Source organism: Pseudomonas baltica (genome assembly GCF_014235765.1).
Classification (GTDB): domain Bacteria; phylum Pseudomonadota; class Gammaproteobacteria; order Pseudomonadales; family Pseudomonadaceae; genus Aquipseudomonas; species Aquipseudomonas baltica.
On sequence record NZ_JACMYH010000002.1, the window covers coordinates 119,013 to 134,813 of the forward strand.

The 15,801-nt window shown below is 63.9% G+C and carries 10 protein-coding genes and 1 tRNA gene; 3 read left to right on the top strand and 8 right to left on the bottom strand.

Annotated elements, in window-relative coordinates:
* Positions 1-58: 58 nt before the first annotated feature.
* From tsaA to rimO, 4 genes are all read right to left on the bottom strand, one after another.
* Positions 59-751 (bottom strand): tRNA (N6-threonylcarbamoyladenosine(37)-N6)-methyltransferase TrmO, encoded by a 693-nt coding sequence (gene tsaA / locus H7993_RS09995; RefSeq protein ID WP_185794279.1) that lies wholly within the window; start codon positions 749-751, stop codon positions 59-61.
* Positions 752-756: 5 nt separating this feature from the next.
* Positions 757-1,218, bottom strand: a complete 462-nt coding sequence (locus H7993_RS10000; RefSeq protein WP_122476512.1) for a YehS family protein — start codon at positions 1,216-1,218, stop codon at positions 757-759.
* 55 nt (positions 1,219-1,273) lie between these two features.
* Positions 1,274-1,984 (bottom strand): rRNA pseudouridine synthase, encoded by a 711-nt coding sequence (locus H7993_RS10005; RefSeq protein WP_185794280.1) that lies wholly within the window; start codon positions 1,982-1,984, stop codon positions 1,274-1,276.
* 152 nt (positions 1,985-2,136) lie between these two features.
* Positions 2,137-3,474, bottom strand: coding sequence for a 30S ribosomal protein S12 methylthiotransferase RimO (gene rimO / locus H7993_RS10010; protein WP_122476509.1), 1,338 nt, complete (start codon positions 3,472-3,474; stop codon positions 2,137-2,139).
* Between the two features lie 196 nt (positions 3,475-3,670).
* Here rimO and H7993_RS10015 point away from each other — a divergent pair, with 196 nt between their 5' ends.
* Positions 3,671-5,569, top strand: a complete 1,899-nt coding sequence (locus tag H7993_RS10015) for a potassium transporter Kup (protein ID WP_122476508.1) — start codon at positions 3,671-3,673, stop codon at positions 5,567-5,569.
* Positions 5,570-5,640: 71 nt separating this feature from the next.
* Here the strand turns inward: H7993_RS10015 and H7993_RS10020 are convergent, their stop codons facing one another.
* The 4 genes from H7993_RS10020 to rne all read right to left on the bottom strand — a co-directional run bounded on the left by H7993_RS10020 (position 5,641) and on the right by rne (position 13,438).
* A complete protein-coding gene (locus H7993_RS10020; RefSeq protein ID WP_185794281.1) occupies positions 5,641-6,921 on the bottom strand; it encodes a virulence factor family protein in 1,281 nt (426 codons plus the stop codon).
* Positions 6,921-9,578, bottom strand: coding sequence for a bifunctional lysylphosphatidylglycerol flippase/synthetase MprF (gene mprF / locus H7993_RS10025; protein WP_185794282.1), 2,658 nt, complete (start codon positions 9,576-9,578; stop codon positions 6,921-6,923). The genes H7993_RS10020 and mprF overlap by 1 nt, the downstream gene beginning before the upstream one ends.
* Positions 9,579-9,813: 235 nt before the next feature.
* Positions 9,814-9,890, bottom strand: a tRNA-Met gene (locus H7993_RS10030).
* Positions 9,891-10,033: 143 nt separating this feature from the next.
* Complete coding sequence (rne, locus tag H7993_RS10035) at positions 10,034-13,438, bottom strand: ribonuclease E (protein ID WP_483312747.1); 3,405 nt, start codon at positions 13,436-13,438, stop codon at positions 10,034-10,036.
* Positions 13,439-14,172: 734 nt separating this feature from the next.
* On the opposite strand from rne, the gene rluC reads away from it, so the two are divergent.
* On the top strand, positions 14,173-15,129 hold the full coding sequence (gene rluC, locus H7993_RS10040; RefSeq protein ID WP_122476782.1) for a 23S rRNA pseudouridine(955/2504/2580) synthase RluC: 957 nt from the start codon (positions 14,173-14,175) through the stop codon (positions 15,127-15,129).
* Entirely contained in the window at positions 15,119-15,787 is a 669-nt protein-coding gene (locus tag H7993_RS10045; protein WP_185794283.1) for an HAD-IA family hydrolase, read from the top strand. The genes rluC and H7993_RS10045 overlap by 11 nt, the downstream gene beginning before the upstream one ends.
* Positions 15,788-15,801 lie beyond the last annotated feature (14 nt).

Genomic DNA, 15,801 nt, shown 5'->3' on the forward strand with positions numbered 1-15,801 from the left:
TGGCCAGCACCATGAAAAAACCGCCCTCGGGCGGTTTTTTTGTGGGCGATGCGCAGGCTCAGGAGAGCACCACTTCCAGCACGCAGATGCAGTCGGGGCGCGGGTAATGCCAGCGCACGTCCACATCCCAGAACCGGGCACCGTATTCGCGCTCGGGGGCAGGCTTCTGGTAGGCCGGGCGCGGATCCTGGGCCAGGCATTGCTCGATCAACGCCACCAACGGCTCACCCAGGCGCATGGCATGCGTCCTGGCTTGCGCCAGTCCCGCGTCCAGCCACTGCACGGCAATGGGCTCGGGCGCGGCGCTGGCGATGGCGTTGACGGCAGCAGGCACGTTGTCGGCATAGGGCACGTAGGGTTTGATGTCCAGCACCGGCGTGCCGTCGAGCAAATCGATGCCGGAGAGGTGCAGGCGCGCGCCTTCGACCTTGTCCAGGCGGACCACCGATTGACCGATGCCATTGGGCCGATGGGTGGCCCGCGTGGCGAAAACGCCGATCGACTTGTTGCCGCCCAGGCGCGGCGGACGGACCTTCAAACGCGGCTTGTCTTCCAGGGCCTCATGGAACAGGAACAGCAGCCATACATGGCTGACCTGTTCCAGGCCCTGCACGGCCTCACCCTGATCGAACGGTGGCAGCAGCTCCAGCACGCCGCGCGCGGCCGGCGCCAGTTGCGGCTGGCGCGGGATGGCGAACTTTTCCTTGAAGCAGGAACGGACAAAACCGATGGGTTCGACGCTGTAGGCCATGGGGCTCAGCCGCGGACTCGCAGGGTCAGGCCCTTGAGGAAGTTGCGCAGCAACTGGTCGCCGCACGCACGGTAGTTGTTGTGGCCAAACTTGCGAAACAAGGCGCTCAGTTCAGGTTTGGACACCGGAAAGTCGACCGACTTGAGCACGGCGTGCATGTCGTCTTCCTTGAGTTCGAAGGCCACGCGCAGTTTTTTCAAGACGATGTTGTTGGTGACCGGCAGCTCGACCGCCTGGGCGGGGCGGCTCTCGTCGCGACCGCGGCGATAGATCACCAAGCCATCGAGAAAGTGCGCCAGGACAGCGTCCGGACAATGCACGAAGCCTTCTTCTTCGTCCTTCTTGGTGTAGCTGATGACGTCGGCCTTGCTGATTTCCAGTCCGCCCAAAGCGGTGATGTCGGCAACCTTGCCGTCGCTGATGTCGAGCATGTAGCGCACGCTGCGCAGTACATCGTTGTGGATCATGGTGTGTATCCTGGTTGAACGACGCTGCCCAGGCAGCGCCGGAAAAAGAGAGGGTTCAGAATTTTTCCTTGGTCGTCAGGTAGCGCCACTGGCCCAGGGGCAGCTTGCCCATCGACACACCGCCCACGCGAATGCGGCGGATCGAGACGATCGTCAGACCGACACTGGCGCACAGTTGCTGCAGCACCCCGGGTGCCGGGTTCTTCAAGGCGAAGCGCAGGCGTGTCTCGTTCTGCCAGCTGGCTTTCACCGCCGGCAGCGCCTTGCCCTTGTACATCGCGCCATGATTGAGGCGGTTGAGGCCGTGGGGGCTGATCTCGCCGGTGATTTCCACCACGTATTCCTGTTCGATCTTGGCCGCATCGGCGGTCAGCTTGCGCAGGGTCTTCCAGTCCTGGGTGAAGATCTGCAGGCCGCTGGCATTGGCAGGCAGCTCGGCCGCGCAGCTCAGGCGCAGGAAGTGCCCCTTGAGCGGACGCTTGCCGAAGCCGTGCTCGCTGGACAGGGTCTGGGCGTTGAGCGTAGCCAGCGCGTCTTCGGCACTCTGTCCCGGTGCCTGGTGCAGCAACAGGGTCACCGGCTCCGGTGCTTCGGCCTTGGCCTGAGGATCGAGCTCGACCTTCTGTGCGTCCACCTTGAACTGCGGTTCGTCGACCACCACGCCGTCAACGGACACCCAGCCGCCTTCGATGAAGAGTTCGGCCTCGCGGCGGGAACACCCGACCAGTTCGATGAGGCGTTTGGAAAGACGAGTGGGTTCAGACATGACTGCGGCCGTAGCAAGGAAAGGGCGCTAGTGTAACTGCCTGGAGGCGGTTAAGCCCGCGCAGATTGCCCGGCGTCTAGCGCCTGCGGCTGGCGTGGCGGCGAACCGGGCCGGTCGCCGCCGTCTTGCCTGTCGAGCCAGGGCAGCTCGAATCAGGCCAGTTCGGCCCACAGATCGTATTCGTCGGCATCGACGATGGTGCACCAGACCTTGTCGCCCGGTTTGAGGTGGGTGGCATCGTCGATGAACACGTTGCCGTCGATTTCCGGGGCGTCGAAGAAGCAACGGCCCACCGCACCCTGTTCCTCGACTTCATCGATCAGCACTTCCACGCGCTTGCCGATGCGCATCTGCAGGCGTGCGGCACTGATGGCCTGCTGGTGCGCCATGAAGCGGTCCCAACGGTCCTGCTTCACGTCGTCGGGGACGATGGCAGCGTCCAGCAGGTTGGCAGGCGCGCCCTCGACCGGCGAATACTGGAAGCAGCCAACGCGGTCCAGTTGCGCCTCGCTCAGCCAGTCCAGCAGGTACTGGAAGTCTTCTTCGGTCTCGCCGGGGAAGCCGACGATGAAGGTCGAACGGATGATCAGGTCCGGGCACTGCTCGCGCCACTTCTTGATCCGCGCCAGGGTCTTGTCTTCGAAGGCCGGGCGTTTCATGGCCTTGAGCACTTTCGGGCTGGCGTGCTGGAAGGGGATGTCCAGGTACGGCAGGATCTTGCCGGCGGCCATCAGCGGGATGATGTCGTCGACGTTGGGGTAGGGGTACACGTAGTGCAGGCGCACCCAGACGCCCAGTGTGCTCAGGGCTTCGCACAATTCGAGCATGCGTGTCTTGACCGGGCGACCGTTCCAGAAGTCGGTCTTGTACTTCACGTCCACCCCATAGGCACTGGTGTCCTGGGAGATGACCAGCACTTCCTTGACCCCGGCCTTGACCAGGCGCTCGGCCTCGCTCAGCACATCGCCCACCGGACGGCTGACCAGCTTGCCGCGCATCGAGGGGATGATGCAGAAGCTGCAGCTGTGGTTGCAGCCTTCTGAAATTTTCAGGTAGGCGTAGTGACGCGGCGTCAGCTTGATGCCCTGTGGCGGTACCAGGTCGATCAGCGGGTTGTGGTCATGCCGAGGCGGCACCACCTGGTGCACCGCGTTGACCACCTGCTCGTACTGCTGCGGGCCGGTGACCGACAGCACGCTGGGGTGCACCTTGCGAATGGCATTCTCTTCCACGCCCATGCAGCCGGTGACGATGACCTTGCCGTTCTCCTTGAGCGCTTCGCCGATCACTTCCAGGGACTCGGCCTTGGCGGTGTCGATGAAACCACAGGTGTTGACGACCACCACGTCGGCGTCTTCGTAGGTGGACACCACCTGGTAACCTTCCATGCGCAACTGAGTCAGGATTCGCTCGGAATCGACCAGGGCCTTGGGGCAACCCAGCGAGACGAAGCCGACCTTTGGAGCGGCCGACGAAGGAGTGGTGGACATGGCTAACCTCGGTATCGATAGGGCCTCGTGGGCCACACAGGTGGGCGCTGGGTACGCCTCTGATCAAAAAGTGCGCAATTCTAGCGATGGCCGGGTCGCTTGACCAGCATTATGCGAGGAATTGCGACGAGTGCTGCGCTATGCTTCGCCGCATCTCGCCACATGGCGTTACAAATCACGGGTGCGGGAGTGGTCGATGGTTCAGGCAAGCAGTAACGGCAATGGCGGACATTCGGCGGCCCGACCGATCGGCATGCTGGTGGCAGCGGTCGGTGTCGTTTATGGCGACATCGGCACCAGCCCGTTGTACACGCTCAAGGAAGTCTTTTCCGGGGGCTATGGCGTGCCCATTTCCCACGACGGGGTGCTGGGCATCCTCTCGCTGATTTTCTGGTCGCTGATCTGGGTCGTCTCGATCAAGTACATGCTGTTCGTGTTGCGCGCCGACAACCAGGGCGAAGGCGGCATCATGGCCCTGACGGCGTTGGCGACGCGTGCCACCGCCTCGCTGCCTAGGCTGCGTGCCTTGATGGTGGTGTGCGGGCTGGCCGGTGCCGCGCTGTTCTACGGCGACAGCATGATCACCCCGGCGGTGTCGGTGCTTTCGGCCATCGAGGGCATGGAACTGGCGTTCGATGGCCTGGAGCGTTGGGTGGTGCCGATGGCGCTGGTGGTACTGGTGGCGCTGTTCCTGATCCAGAAGCACGGTACACAACGCATCGGCAAGCTGTTCGGGCCGGTGATGGTGGTGTGGTTCCTGGTGCTGGGGCTGCTGGGTGCCTACGGGGTATACCAGCACCCCGAAGTGCTCAAGGCGTTCAATCCGGTCTGGGCAGTGCGCTTCTTCATCGTTCACCCCGGCATGGGTGTGGCGATCCTCGGCGCCGTGGTGCTGGCACTGACCGGCGCCGAGGCGCTGTATGCCGACATGGGGCATTTTGGCCGCAAGCCGATTGCCCGTGCCTGGTTCATTCTGGTGCTGCCTGCCCTGGTGCTGAACTACTTCGGGCAGGGCGGCCTGTTGCTGGAAAACCCCGAGGCGGCGCGCAATCCGTTTTTCCTGCTGGCGCCAGGCTGGGCCCTGGTGCCGCTGGTGGCACTGTCCACCCTGGCCACCGTGATCGCATCGCAGGCGGTGATCTCCGGCGCTTTCTCCCTGACCCAGCAGGCCATCCAGCTGGGCTACATCCCGCGCATGCACATCCAGCACACCTCGAGCAGCGAGCAGGGGCAGATCTATATCGGCGCGGTGAACTGGGCGTTGATGGTTGGCGTGGTGCTGCTGGTGATCGGTTTCGAATCCTCCGGTGCGCTGGCCTCGGCCTATGGCGTCGCCGTCACCGGGACCATGTTGATGACCACCATCCTGGTGTCGGCCGTGATGCTGCTGCTGTGGAAGTGGCCGCCGGTGCTGGCCGTCCCGGTCCTGCTGGGTTGCCTTCTGGTCGATGGCCTGTTCTTCGCCGCCAACGTGCCGAAGATCATTCAGGGCGGTGCGTTCCCGGTGCTGGCGGGAACCGTGTTGTTCATCCTCATGACCACCTGGAAGCGCGGCAAGCAACTGCTGGTCGAACGGATCGACGAGGGCGGGTTGCCGCTGCCGATCTTCATCGGCAGCATCAGCGTACAGCCGCCGCATCGCGTCCAGGGCACGGCGGTGTTCCTTACTGCACGTTCCGATGCCGTGCCCCACGCGTTGTTGCACAACCTGCTGCACAACCAGGTGTTGCATGAGCAGGTGGTGCTGTTGACGGTGGTCAACGAAGACACACCGAGGGTGCCCATTGCACGGCGGTTCGAGGTGCAGAGCTATGGCGAAGGGTTCTTCCGGGTCATTCTGCATTACGGCTTCATGGACGAACCGGACGTGCCCGGCGCCCTGGCCCTGTGCGATCTGCCGGAGCTGGACTTCAGCCCGATGCGCACCACCTATTTCCTCAGCCGCGAGACGGTGATCGCTTCCAAGTTGGCCGGCATGGCGCGCTGGCGCGAGCAGTTGTTCGCCTTCATGCTGAAGAATGCCAATGGCAACCTGCGCTTCTTCAAGCTGCCGGTGAACCGGGTGATCGAACTCGGTACGCAGGTGGAGATGTAGGTTCGGTGTAGGCCGCACAAAAAAAAGCCCCGGTACCTGCGCAGGTCCGGGGCTTTGCTTTTACAGCCCGATCAGTTCGAGCCGGTACGCTTGTCGATCTGCAGCACCAGGCGCTTGGCCAGCGCCGGGTAATTCTCGTCGAAATGGTGGCCACCCGGCAGCTTGAGCTTCTCGCCTACTGCAGTCGGCTCGGTACAGCCGCTTTCGTCGGCCTCTTCTTCGCCATACACGCAAACAACCTTGGCGGCCGGCAGCTTGGCCATTTCCGGCCCGGTGGGGGCCTCCTTGCCAGCGTTGCCGAGCCAACCCTCGACTTCGATCTCGAAGCTGCCACTGCGGGCGAACGCCAACAGGATGATAGCGCTGACGCTGTCCTGTGCCTCGGCGGGCAGGCGGTTATAGATGGCCGGGAGCACGTCGGCACCGAACGAATAACCGGTCAGCACGAAGCGTTTTGCGCCCCACTTCTGCCGGTAGAAGTGCATCAGCTCGACCAGGTCGTCGGCACTCTGCTCGGGCGTCTTGTGTTCCCAGTAGTAGCGCAGGGTATCGATACCCACGGTCGGGTAGCCCATCGTCGCCATGTCGCCGGCAACCGCCTTGTCGAGGTCGCGCCAGCCGCCGTCGCCGGAGAGGAACAGGCTGACGGTCTCGTTGCTCTGCGCGGCGGGCACCTCGACCACCGGGATGGCCAGATGGGTGCCTTCGGTGCCGACCAGGATGGCGGTGATCTGGTTCTTCAGCACCTGCGGCAGCTTCACGTCGTAGTCGCTGATGACAGTCTGCGCATTGGGCTGGTCACGCACGAACGCCGCACTGGCATCGTCGGGGTTGTCATTCCAGGCAACCATCCACTGGCCATGCTCGGCTTTCTTCGGCAACTCCGGCAGACAGCCGTCCGGTTTCTCCACGCTCAGGTCCACCGAGACTGCCTGAGCCTTGTCATTGTCCTGGGTGGCCAACCAGCGCCAGGCCAGCGACGCACCCGGACCTATGCCAGCCACCAGGTCCGGTGCGCCGTCGAGACGCTTGATGGCAGCGTCCAGGGCGGCCTGCTGCAGGCCGCAGTCGGTTTCCGGCAGGATCACCTGGACGATGTGCGCCGAGGCATCCCGGCTCAGGTCCAGCAACTGCTTGTCGGTCAAGGCTTCGGCAGCAGGCAGTGCAATCGCCACTCGCGACTTGGTCCGAGTGCCGGGTACGACTTCGCGGGCATCGCTGCCGTTGCTCAGGCGCTGGGCGCTGAGCTGCGCTGCAGGAACAGGGCGGGTGGCCCACCAGTAATAACCGGCTACCGCCAGCAGCAGTACCACGATCAAGGCGAACAACTTGCGCCAGTTACGTCGAATCATCAGCGTTTCACCAATCCTGTCAGGCCACCTGCAATGAGGGCGGCGGTATCGGCCAGTGCGACCAGCGGGTCAAGGCCTGCCGGCACGGCCATGTAACGAGGCTCCCAGGTCGGCTGGAACTTGTCCTTGAAGCGACGCAAGCCCTGGAAGTTGTACAGCTGCTCGCCACGGTTGAAGACCATCGAACCCAGGCGCTGGGTCAGAGGTGCGCCGCGCCGAGGCTGCAGGCCCGACAGCGGCACCATGCCCAGGCTGAAGCGAGCGTAACCGTGTTTCTTGTAGTGCTGGATCAAGCCTACCATCATGAATTCCATGGTCAATTTGGGCGCCTGGGGATGCGCGCGCATCAGGTCCAGGCTGGCCAGCTCCCTGCTGTCGGTTTCCAGCAGGTTGGCGAACGCCACCGGCTTGCCCTCGAAATGGACGATCGCGATACGAAAATGGTTCAGGTATTCCGGGCTGAAGCGACCCAGGGAAAACCCCTTCTCGCGCACGTTCTTGCCACTGAGCCAGGCGTCGGAAATGACCTTGAGCTCGTCCAGCGGTGCCTGGCCGGGCTCGTAGATCTCCAGGGACAGGCCGTCGCGGCCGCCGCGATTCCAGGTGTAGCGCAGATCCTTCATCTCCTTGCCCTTGGCTTCCAGATCGAAAGCGTGCAAGTCGACCCGAGCCTCTTCACCCAGCTTGATCGCGGTCAGGCCAATGTCCATGTAGAACGGCAGGTTCTCTGCCCTGACCTGATAGAACACCGGGCGGGCGTGGTGAAAGTCGCACAGGTCGCGAAACTGCCAGATCATTTCGGCACGCGGCTGGGTCGGGCCGATGGGGTCGTACAGCGCCACCAGGCTGCGCCCGCGGCGGGCGTACATCAGAAACGCCTCGTCCTTGGGGTGGAACAGCAGCGCCTTGTCGCCGGTCAGGGCCAGGCCACCATCGGGCTGGTGCGACGCCTTGAGGATGGTTGCAGCGCGCTGCAGTTCATCGGGTGTGGGCAGGTGGATCACCGGGCGTGCGGTGCGCAGCAGCCAGGTCAGGGCGACCACGATCAACAGTACCGCGCTGCCCAGGGCCGAGCGAAGGCCGCGGGGGGCATCGGCATCCAGTGCGAACTGCCACCACAGCTTGGTGCTGTAGGGCACATCCTGGTAAGCAAAGAACAGCAACCAGATCGAGGCGCCCACCACGCACACGCTGGCGATCAGGTACAGCGGTGAAAACGGCAACTCCAGCAGGCGACTGGGTCGGTAGAACGAGCGCTTGAACACCGCGAGCAGCAGTGCGGTCATGCACAGCAACGACGCTTCTTCCCAGTCGAAGCCCTTGAGCAGCGACAGCACAGCGCCCGCCAGCAGCAGCACCATGGTCAATACCCAGGCCGCCGACAGGCGTCGGCGCAACCCTTGGGCCAGCAGCAGGCACAGCACGCCCACCAGGCTTGCGCCCAGGTGCGAGGCGTCGATGAGGCGATGCGGAATGAGGAAGCCCAGGTCCTGCAGGCGGGTGTCGATCTCAGGCGTAGCGCCGGAAAACAGCAGCACCACGCCGGAGAGGAACACCAGCACCGCCAATATCGGCGCCGCCAGCCCGGAAGCCACGCGAATCGCCTGCTGGGCGAAAAACAGGCGGCGCGCTTCGTTGGCCAGCAGCACCACGCACGCCACCAGCATTGGCAGCACTACATAGATCAGGCGATACAGCAGCAGGGCCGCAGCGAGCGGCGCGGCGCCCAGGGTATCGGCGAACGCCGCCAGCAGGATCGCTTCGAACACGCCGACCCCGCCAGGCACGTGGCTGAGTACGCCTGCGGCAAGCGCCAGCAGGTAGATCAGCACGAAAGCGCCGAACGGCGGCGCTTCGGGCAGCAACAGATACAGCACGGTGGCTGCGGCCACCACGTCCAGGGCGGTGATGACCAGTTGCAGCAGTGTCAGGCGTGCGCTGGGCAGTCGCAGCGTGCGACGTCCCGCTCGCACCAACAGATTGTGAGGCAGCGGCTGCTCGGCCAGGCGCCGTCGATAGACGCCCAGTACCAGCAGCGCGGTCAGTACCAGCACGACTGCGGCAATCATCCCCAGCAGCCCCTGTGACAGCCCCAGGGCCATGGAAGCGGCGGGCAGGCTGCTGAGGGTGGCCACCGCAGCGAGCGGCGGCAGGGCGCAACCCAGCGAAAGGCTGGCGAACAGGGTCATGCGCGCAACTTCGCCGGCGCCCACGCCCAGTCGCGAGTACAGCCGATAACGCACCGAACCGCCGGACAGCATCGACAGGCCAATGGCATTGCCGATGGCGAACGAGGTGAACCCCCCCAGGGCCAGGGTGCGTGCGGGGAGGGTGACGTTGGCATAGCGGCTGGCCGACCATTCGTAGCCCAGCAGGATGATGAACCCGCAGACCATGGCCAGCAGCGCCCCGCCCAAAGCGGCAGGCGGAGTGGCCAGGACCGAGTCGTGCAAGGCGTAGATGTCCAGCTCGCTGAGCAGGTGCCGACAGGCCAATAGCGCGATGGCGAACAGCAACAGGGTAACGGCCAGCCCCACCGGTTGCCGGTAGCGGCTCAGCAGATCGAGCCAGCGGGCACGCGCAGGCTTGATCGGACTGGCAGTGGCAGCGGCGGGGGGGAGTTCCACAGCGGTTGAATCGGACAAGTCAGAGCGCATCAATCACCTCTTGGATTGTGCGCAACAGGATGCCGGGATCCCGTCAAAGTACCAATCCCTGTGGAAAAAATAATTCGCGCCATTCTAGCGCCTGCGCACGACCGGTGACCGACGCGTGGCGAACTGTAAAGCAACTTTCACATTGCTGGGTTGCAGGGCGTGTTGCCGTGGCGGAGGGCTTTATCGAGCGCATACGAAAAAGGCCACCCGTTTATAGAGTGGCCCTTCCGATGTTTGGTTGCGGGAGCCGGATTTGAACCGACGACCTTCGGGTTATGAGCCCGACGAGCTACCAGACTGCTCCATCCCGCGTCTGTGGAGGCGCATTCTACAGATAGTTGAAAGGCTGTCAACGCTTAAAATGCATTAAGGTTCGAATCAGGCCGAATTCCTGCACCAACGGCAAGAAAAAGCCCCCGGCGCTTGCACGACGGGGGCTGATTCACACGGGCTGATTACACCAGTGGCTTGGGCTCGTCCTGGGTATCTTGCGCGACAGCGGCGCTGGATACCTCAGTGTCGGGCTTCGAGGCAGCGACTTTCGCCGCTTCCTCGGCTTCGCGCTTGCGACGACGCACTTCACGTGGGTCGTTGGGTGCACGACCATTGCTTGGCAGGGCCGGCGCCGGTTCGACTTCCTGAGCAGGCTCGGGCTCCACGACTGTTGCAGGCTCGCTTGCCTGCAACGGCTCGACGACCGGCAGGACGGCAGCCGGTTCGACCACTACCGGCTCGGCGGCTACTGGTTCCGCGCCAGCCGGTTCGCTGATGTGGTGCAAGGCAGGCTCGGCAGGCAACCACGGTGCGTCTGCGGCAGGCTCGGCAGCGCGAGGCTGAGGCGTCGGCTCGCTGACCTGTGCAGGATCGACCACCACCGGTGCGTCCACTTCGACGTCGGCGCCAGGTTGGCTGACCGGCGTTGGCGTGGCGTCGAACGGAGGCGTCAGTTCCACCGGCTCGGCGACGTGCTCCTGCGCAGGCTCGACGGCTTCGACGGCCTCGGCAGGCTTGGCTGCTTCGGTGACGGGCTGCTGCTCGACTACCGGTGCGGCGCTTTCGTTGGCAGGCGCAGCCCAGCTGTCGGGCGCCGAGACCGTGGCAGGCCGTTCGACTTCGGGCTCGCTGTGGGCCTGGGCCGGAGCAATTGCTGCAGTGTCTACCGGCACTTCAACAGCCGCTTCGGCGGTCGGCGCGGTGGCGACGATCTCCGGTGCAGCCAGGCTTTCGCTTTCGACGGCGGTGTCTTCGACGGTGGCAGGCTGCACGCTGCGATTGGCCTGTTCGGCCTGCTCGTGGGCCTGGGCTTCGGCGGCGGCGCTGATGGCGCCTTCCGCAACCGCTGCGGTGACGGCAACGCCGGCAGCCAGGGCTGCACCGTTCGACTCGCCTTCGATGGTCGATTCGTTCGACTCTTCCGAGCCCTCGATCACGTCGCCGTTGGCATCGCGTTGACGTTCGCGGCGGTTGCTGCGACGACGCTGACCACGGGAGCGGCGACGCGGACGATCGCCGTCGTTGCTGTCCTGGTTGTCGTCCTGCAGCAGTTCCTCGTTGGTCAGTGCCTCTTCGGCATTGTCGACTTCGGTCTCCGCCGGGTTTTCCGGATGATCGACACGCTCCTCGCGCGCAGCGCGGGGCTGGCGTTCTTCACGGGCCGGCCGCTCTTCGCGCGGTGCACGTTCTTCGCGGGCCGGACGCTCTTCGCGGGGCGCACGTTCTTCGCGCGGAGCACGTTCCTCGCGGACGACACGTTCTTCACGTGGCGCGCGCTCTTCGCGGGCCGGGCGTTCTTCGCGTGCGGCTGGAGCGTCCAGCGGCTCACGCAGTTCACGGACGCGTGGAGCGTTGTCGCCACCATTGCGTGGGCGACGGTCTTCACGTGGTGCGCGCGGCTGGCGTTCCTCACGCGGTGCGCGGGCAGGGCGCTCTTCACGGGCGGCAGGTGCGTCTTCGCGGGCAGCGCGATCTTCACGCGGTGCGCGATCCTCGCGTGGCTTGCGTTCTTCGTCGCGGCGACCGCTGCTGCGGTTGCGGCTCTGCTGGCGACCGTTGCGACGCTCTTCGCGCGCCGGGCGCTCGGTGGTGGTGGCAGCGGGCTTCTCGACGACCACAGGTGCAGCAGGCGCTTCCTTGGTGGCGAAGAGGCTTACCAGCGACTTGACCAAGCCCTTGAACAGGCTGGGTTCGGCGATCTGCGGAGCAGGAGTGGGGGCAGGCGCTGCCGCAGCCACGGGGGCAGCTTCTTCGGCTACGACCGGCGCAGCGGCGCGGGTCGGCGCGGTTTTCACTGCGGCTTCCTGGCGGACCAGGGTGCGCGTGGCGGCAACCGGCAGCACTTCTTCCACTTCGGCAGCGGCGATTTCGTAGCTGGATTGGCTGTTCTGCGCTTCCGGGCTGTCGTCACGCAGGCGCTGTACTTCGAAGTGCGGCGTTTCCAGGTGATCGTTCGGCAGGATCACGATGCGCGCACGAGTGCGCAGTTCGATCTTGGTGATGGAGTTGCGTTTTTCGTTGAGCAGGAACGCTGCGACCGGAATCGGCACCTGGGCGCGGACTTCGGCAGTGCGGTCCTTCAGGGCTTCTTCTTCGATCAGGCGCAGGATGGCCAGCGACAGCGATTCGACGTCGCGAATGATGCCGGTGCCGCTGCAGCGCGGGCAGACGATGCCGCTGCTCTCGCCCAGCGAGGGACGCAGGCGCTGACGGGACATTTCCAGCAGGCCGAAGCGGGAAATGCGGCCCACTTGTACACGAGCGCGGTCGGCTTCCAGCGACTCGCGGACCTTGTCTTCCACGGCGCGCTGGTTCTTGGCCGGCGTCATGTCGATGAAGTCGATGACGATCAGGCCGCCGATGTCGCGCAGGCGCAACTGGCGAGCGATCTCTTCAGCGGCTTCGAGGTTGGTCTGCAGGGCGGTTTCTTCGATGTCGCTGCCTTTGGTGGCGCGCGCCGAGTTGATGTCGATGGACACCAGTGCCTCGGTCGGATCGATGACGATCGAACCGCCGGAAGGCAGCTCGACCACACGCTGGAAAGCGGTTTCGATCTGGCTCTCGATCTGGAAACGGTTGAACAACGGCACGCTGTCTTCGTACAGCTTGATCTTGCTGGCGTACTGCGGCATCACCTGGCGGATGAAGGTCAGGGCTTCGTCCTGGGCTTCGACGCTGTCGATCAGCACTTCGCCGATGTCCTGGCGCAGGTAGTCGCGGATCGCGCGGATGATGACGTTGCTTTCCTGGTAGATCAGGAAAGGTGCGGAGCGGTCCAGCGAGGCTTCCTTGATCGCGGTCCACAGCTGCAGCAGGTAGTCCAGGTCCCACTGCATCTCTTCGCTGCTGCGGCCAAGGCCGGCCGTGCGAACGATCAGGCCCATGTCGGCAGGAGCGACCAGGCCATTGAGTGCTTCGCGCAGTTCGTTGCGCTCTTCACCCTCGATGCGACGGGAAATGCCACCGGCGCGCGGATTGTTGGGCATCAGTACCAGGTAGCGACCGGCAAGGCTGATGAACGTGGTCAGGGCAGCGCCCTTGTTGCCGCGCTCTTCCTTCTCGACCTGGACGATGACTTCCTGGCCTTCGCTCAGGACTTCCTTGATGTTGACGCGGCCTTCGGGGTTTTTCTTGAAGTACTCGCGGGAGATTTCCTTGAGGGGCAGGAAGCCGTGGCGTTCCGAGCCGAAGTCGACGAAGGCGGCTTCAAGGCTGGGTTCGATGCGAGTGATGCGGCCTTTATAGATGTTGGCCTTCTTCTGCTCGCGGGCGCCTGACTCGATGTCCAGGTCGTAGAGGCGCTGGCCGTCTACAAGGGCAACACGCAACTCTTCGGGTTGAGTTGCGTTGATCAGCATTCTTTTCATGTAGTACCGTCGGTTTCCGGGCTGCCGGAAACGGCGTTCGGCACACACGACTTCTCACGGTCGGTGTCAGGTGCGTCAACAGGGCCTAGGCCACTGCAGTGTCCAGCGATTTCTGCCCAACAGGGGCGGAACCGCGACGACGCGTCCTGCTTGCTGTGGTGTCAAAAGCACTCAGTCAGGAGGAGGAATCAATCGTCTGGCGTGGACGCCCTTGAGCGTCTTGTTCAAGACCGGCATGGCAGAAGTGCCTGAGGCTGCTTCCTGCCGTGACGCGGTACTACACGGTCCGACGGTTGTGCATCTCCACCCTACACGTATCCCTGATAATTCGGGTGCTGCCGCGCGCTGAATCCGCAACGGGTTGGCAATATCGCGAACTTCAATTCGTAAAGTTCGCCCTGTATGACTAAGGCATTGGGTTTCCGAAGCTTGTACCTGAACTGGGTAAGGACGACTGCAAAGCGTAAGTGGCGTCGAACAAAAGGCAGGAAGGTGTCCGGTATGCCGGGGTTCCTGGGCTTTCATCGGTTTTCTCGCACCTGCGCGGCGTTGCCCTCAAACACTCCGTAACTGGCAAAAGCCCCGTAGGACGGCCTCGCGTCCTCGAGAATTGCGTCGGTCAGGGCCGGTTCATAACCGCTTGTCCGCTGCCCAGCCGCTTATGGCGGCGTTCGCGACTATAGCAGCAATCATTAAGTGCTTCAAATCCATAAAAAATTGTTATGATCGCGGCCATGACGACTACTACTCCCCCAACCTCCGGCGTTCAGCTGATCGAGGTTGCGCCGGAACTTGCCGGCCAACGCATAGACAACTTTCTCATTACGGCGCTCAAGGGCGTGCCGAAAACCTTGATCTATCGCATCTTGCGCAAGGGCGAAGTGCGGGTGAACAAGGGGCGCATCAAGCCGGAATACAAGCTGCAGGCCGGCGACATCGTACGCGTGCCGCCGGTGCGCCTGCCCGAGCGCGACGCGCCCGTGCCGGTTGCGCAAGGGCTGCTGCAGCGGCTCGAAGATGCCATTGTCTATGAAGACAAGGCCTTGATCGTGCTGAACAAGCCGGCAGGCATTGCCGTGCATGGCGGCAGCGGCCTGAGCTTCGGCGTGATCGAAGCGTTTCGCCAGTTGCGCCCCGACACCAAGGAGCTCGAACTGGTGCATCGCCTGGATCGCGACACGTCCGGGCTGCTGATGATCGCCAAGAAACGCTCCATGCTGCGCCACCTGCACGCGGCGCTGCGTGGCGACGGTGTCGACAAGCGCTACATGGCGTTGGTGCGCGGGCATTGGGCGACCGCCAAGAAGCAGGTCAATGCGCCCCTGCTCAAGAGCAACCTGCGTTCGGGCGAGCGCATGGTCGAGATCAACGAAGAAGGCAAGGAAGCGCTGACCCTGTTCAAGGTGCTGCGCCGCTTCGGCGACTTCGCGACCATCGTCGAGGCGCGCCCGATCACCGGGCGCACCCATCAGATCCGCGTACACGCCCTGCATGCCGGGCACGAGATTGCCGGCGACACCAAGTACGGCGACGAAAACTTCTCCAAAGAGATTCGCGAGCTGGGTGGCAAGCGTCTGTTCCTGCACGCCTATGCCTTGACGGTGCCGCTGCCCGATGGCGGTGAGTTGAAGGTCGAGGCGCCGGTCGACGAAGTCTGGGCCCGGACCGTGGAGCGCCTGAGTGCAAGCTGATTACTCGCTGTTGATCTTCGATTGGGACGGCACCCTGTGCGACTCCATAGGCCGGATCGTCGAGGCCATGCACGCCGCCGCGGCACTGTCCGGCTACCCGCCGTGCAGTGACGAAGCGGTCAAGGGCATCATCGGCCTGGCCCTGTCCGAAGCCATCGGCGTGCTGTATCCCCAGCTCGACGAGGCGCAGGTGTTGGCCATGCGCGCGCATTACGCCGATGCCTACATGGCCCTGGACGCCACGCCGTCTGCGCTGTTTCCCGGTGTGCGCGAAGCCTTGCTCGGGTTTCGCGAGCAGGGCTATCGCCTTGCCGTGGCAACCGGCAAAGCGCGCCGTGGGCTGGATAGAGTGCTCAAGGCGCACGGCTGGGAAGACTTTTTCGACATCACCCGTGCTGCCGATGAAACCCGCGGCAAGCCCCATCCTCTGATGCTTGAGCAGATCATGAGCCATTGCGGGGCGGTGCCTGAGCGCTCGCTGATGGTCGGCGATGCCTCGTTCGATCTATTGATGGCGCGCAATGCCGGCATGCACAGCGTGGCCGTTGGTTACGGCGCCCTGCCGCTGCATGTGCTGCGCCAATACGAACCGCAGGTGTGCATCGAATCGTTCGACCAATTGCCCGCGTGGCTCGACAGTCGTCGCGTATCAGCCTGAACAAGAGGTAGAGA

Coding starts and splice junctions, on each gene's coding strand:
- rluC (WP_122476782.1), top strand. CDS start 14,173: ATGACGACTACTACTCCCCCAACCTCCGGCGTTCAGCTGATCGAGGTT.
- rne (WP_483312747.1), bottom strand. CDS start 13,438: ATGAAAAGAATGCTGATCAACGCAACTCAACCCGAAGAGTTGCGTGTT.
- H7993_RS10000 (WP_122476512.1), bottom strand. CDS start 1,218: ATGATCCACAACGATGTACTGCGCAGCGTGCGCTACATGCTCGACATC.
- tsaA (WP_185794279.1), bottom strand. CDS start 751: ATGGCCTACAGCGTCGAACCCATCGGTTTTGTCCGTTCCTGCTTCAAG.
- rimO (WP_122476509.1), bottom strand. CDS start 3,474: ATGTCCACCACTCCTTCGTCGGCCGCTCCAAAGGTCGGCTTCGTCTCG.
- H7993_RS10015 (WP_122476508.1), top strand. CDS start 3,671: ATGGTTCAGGCAAGCAGTAACGGCAATGGCGGACATTCGGCGGCCCGA.
- H7993_RS10020 (WP_185794281.1), bottom strand. CDS start 6,921: ATGATTCGACGTAACTGGCGCAAGTTGTTCGCCTTGATCGTGGTACTG.
- mprF (WP_185794282.1), bottom strand. CDS start 9,578: ATGCGCTCTGACTTGTCCGATTCAACCGCTGTGGAACTCCCCCCCGCC.
- H7993_RS10005 (WP_185794280.1), bottom strand. CDS start 1,984: ATGTCTGAACCCACTCGTCTTTCCAAACGCCTCATCGAACTGGTCGGG.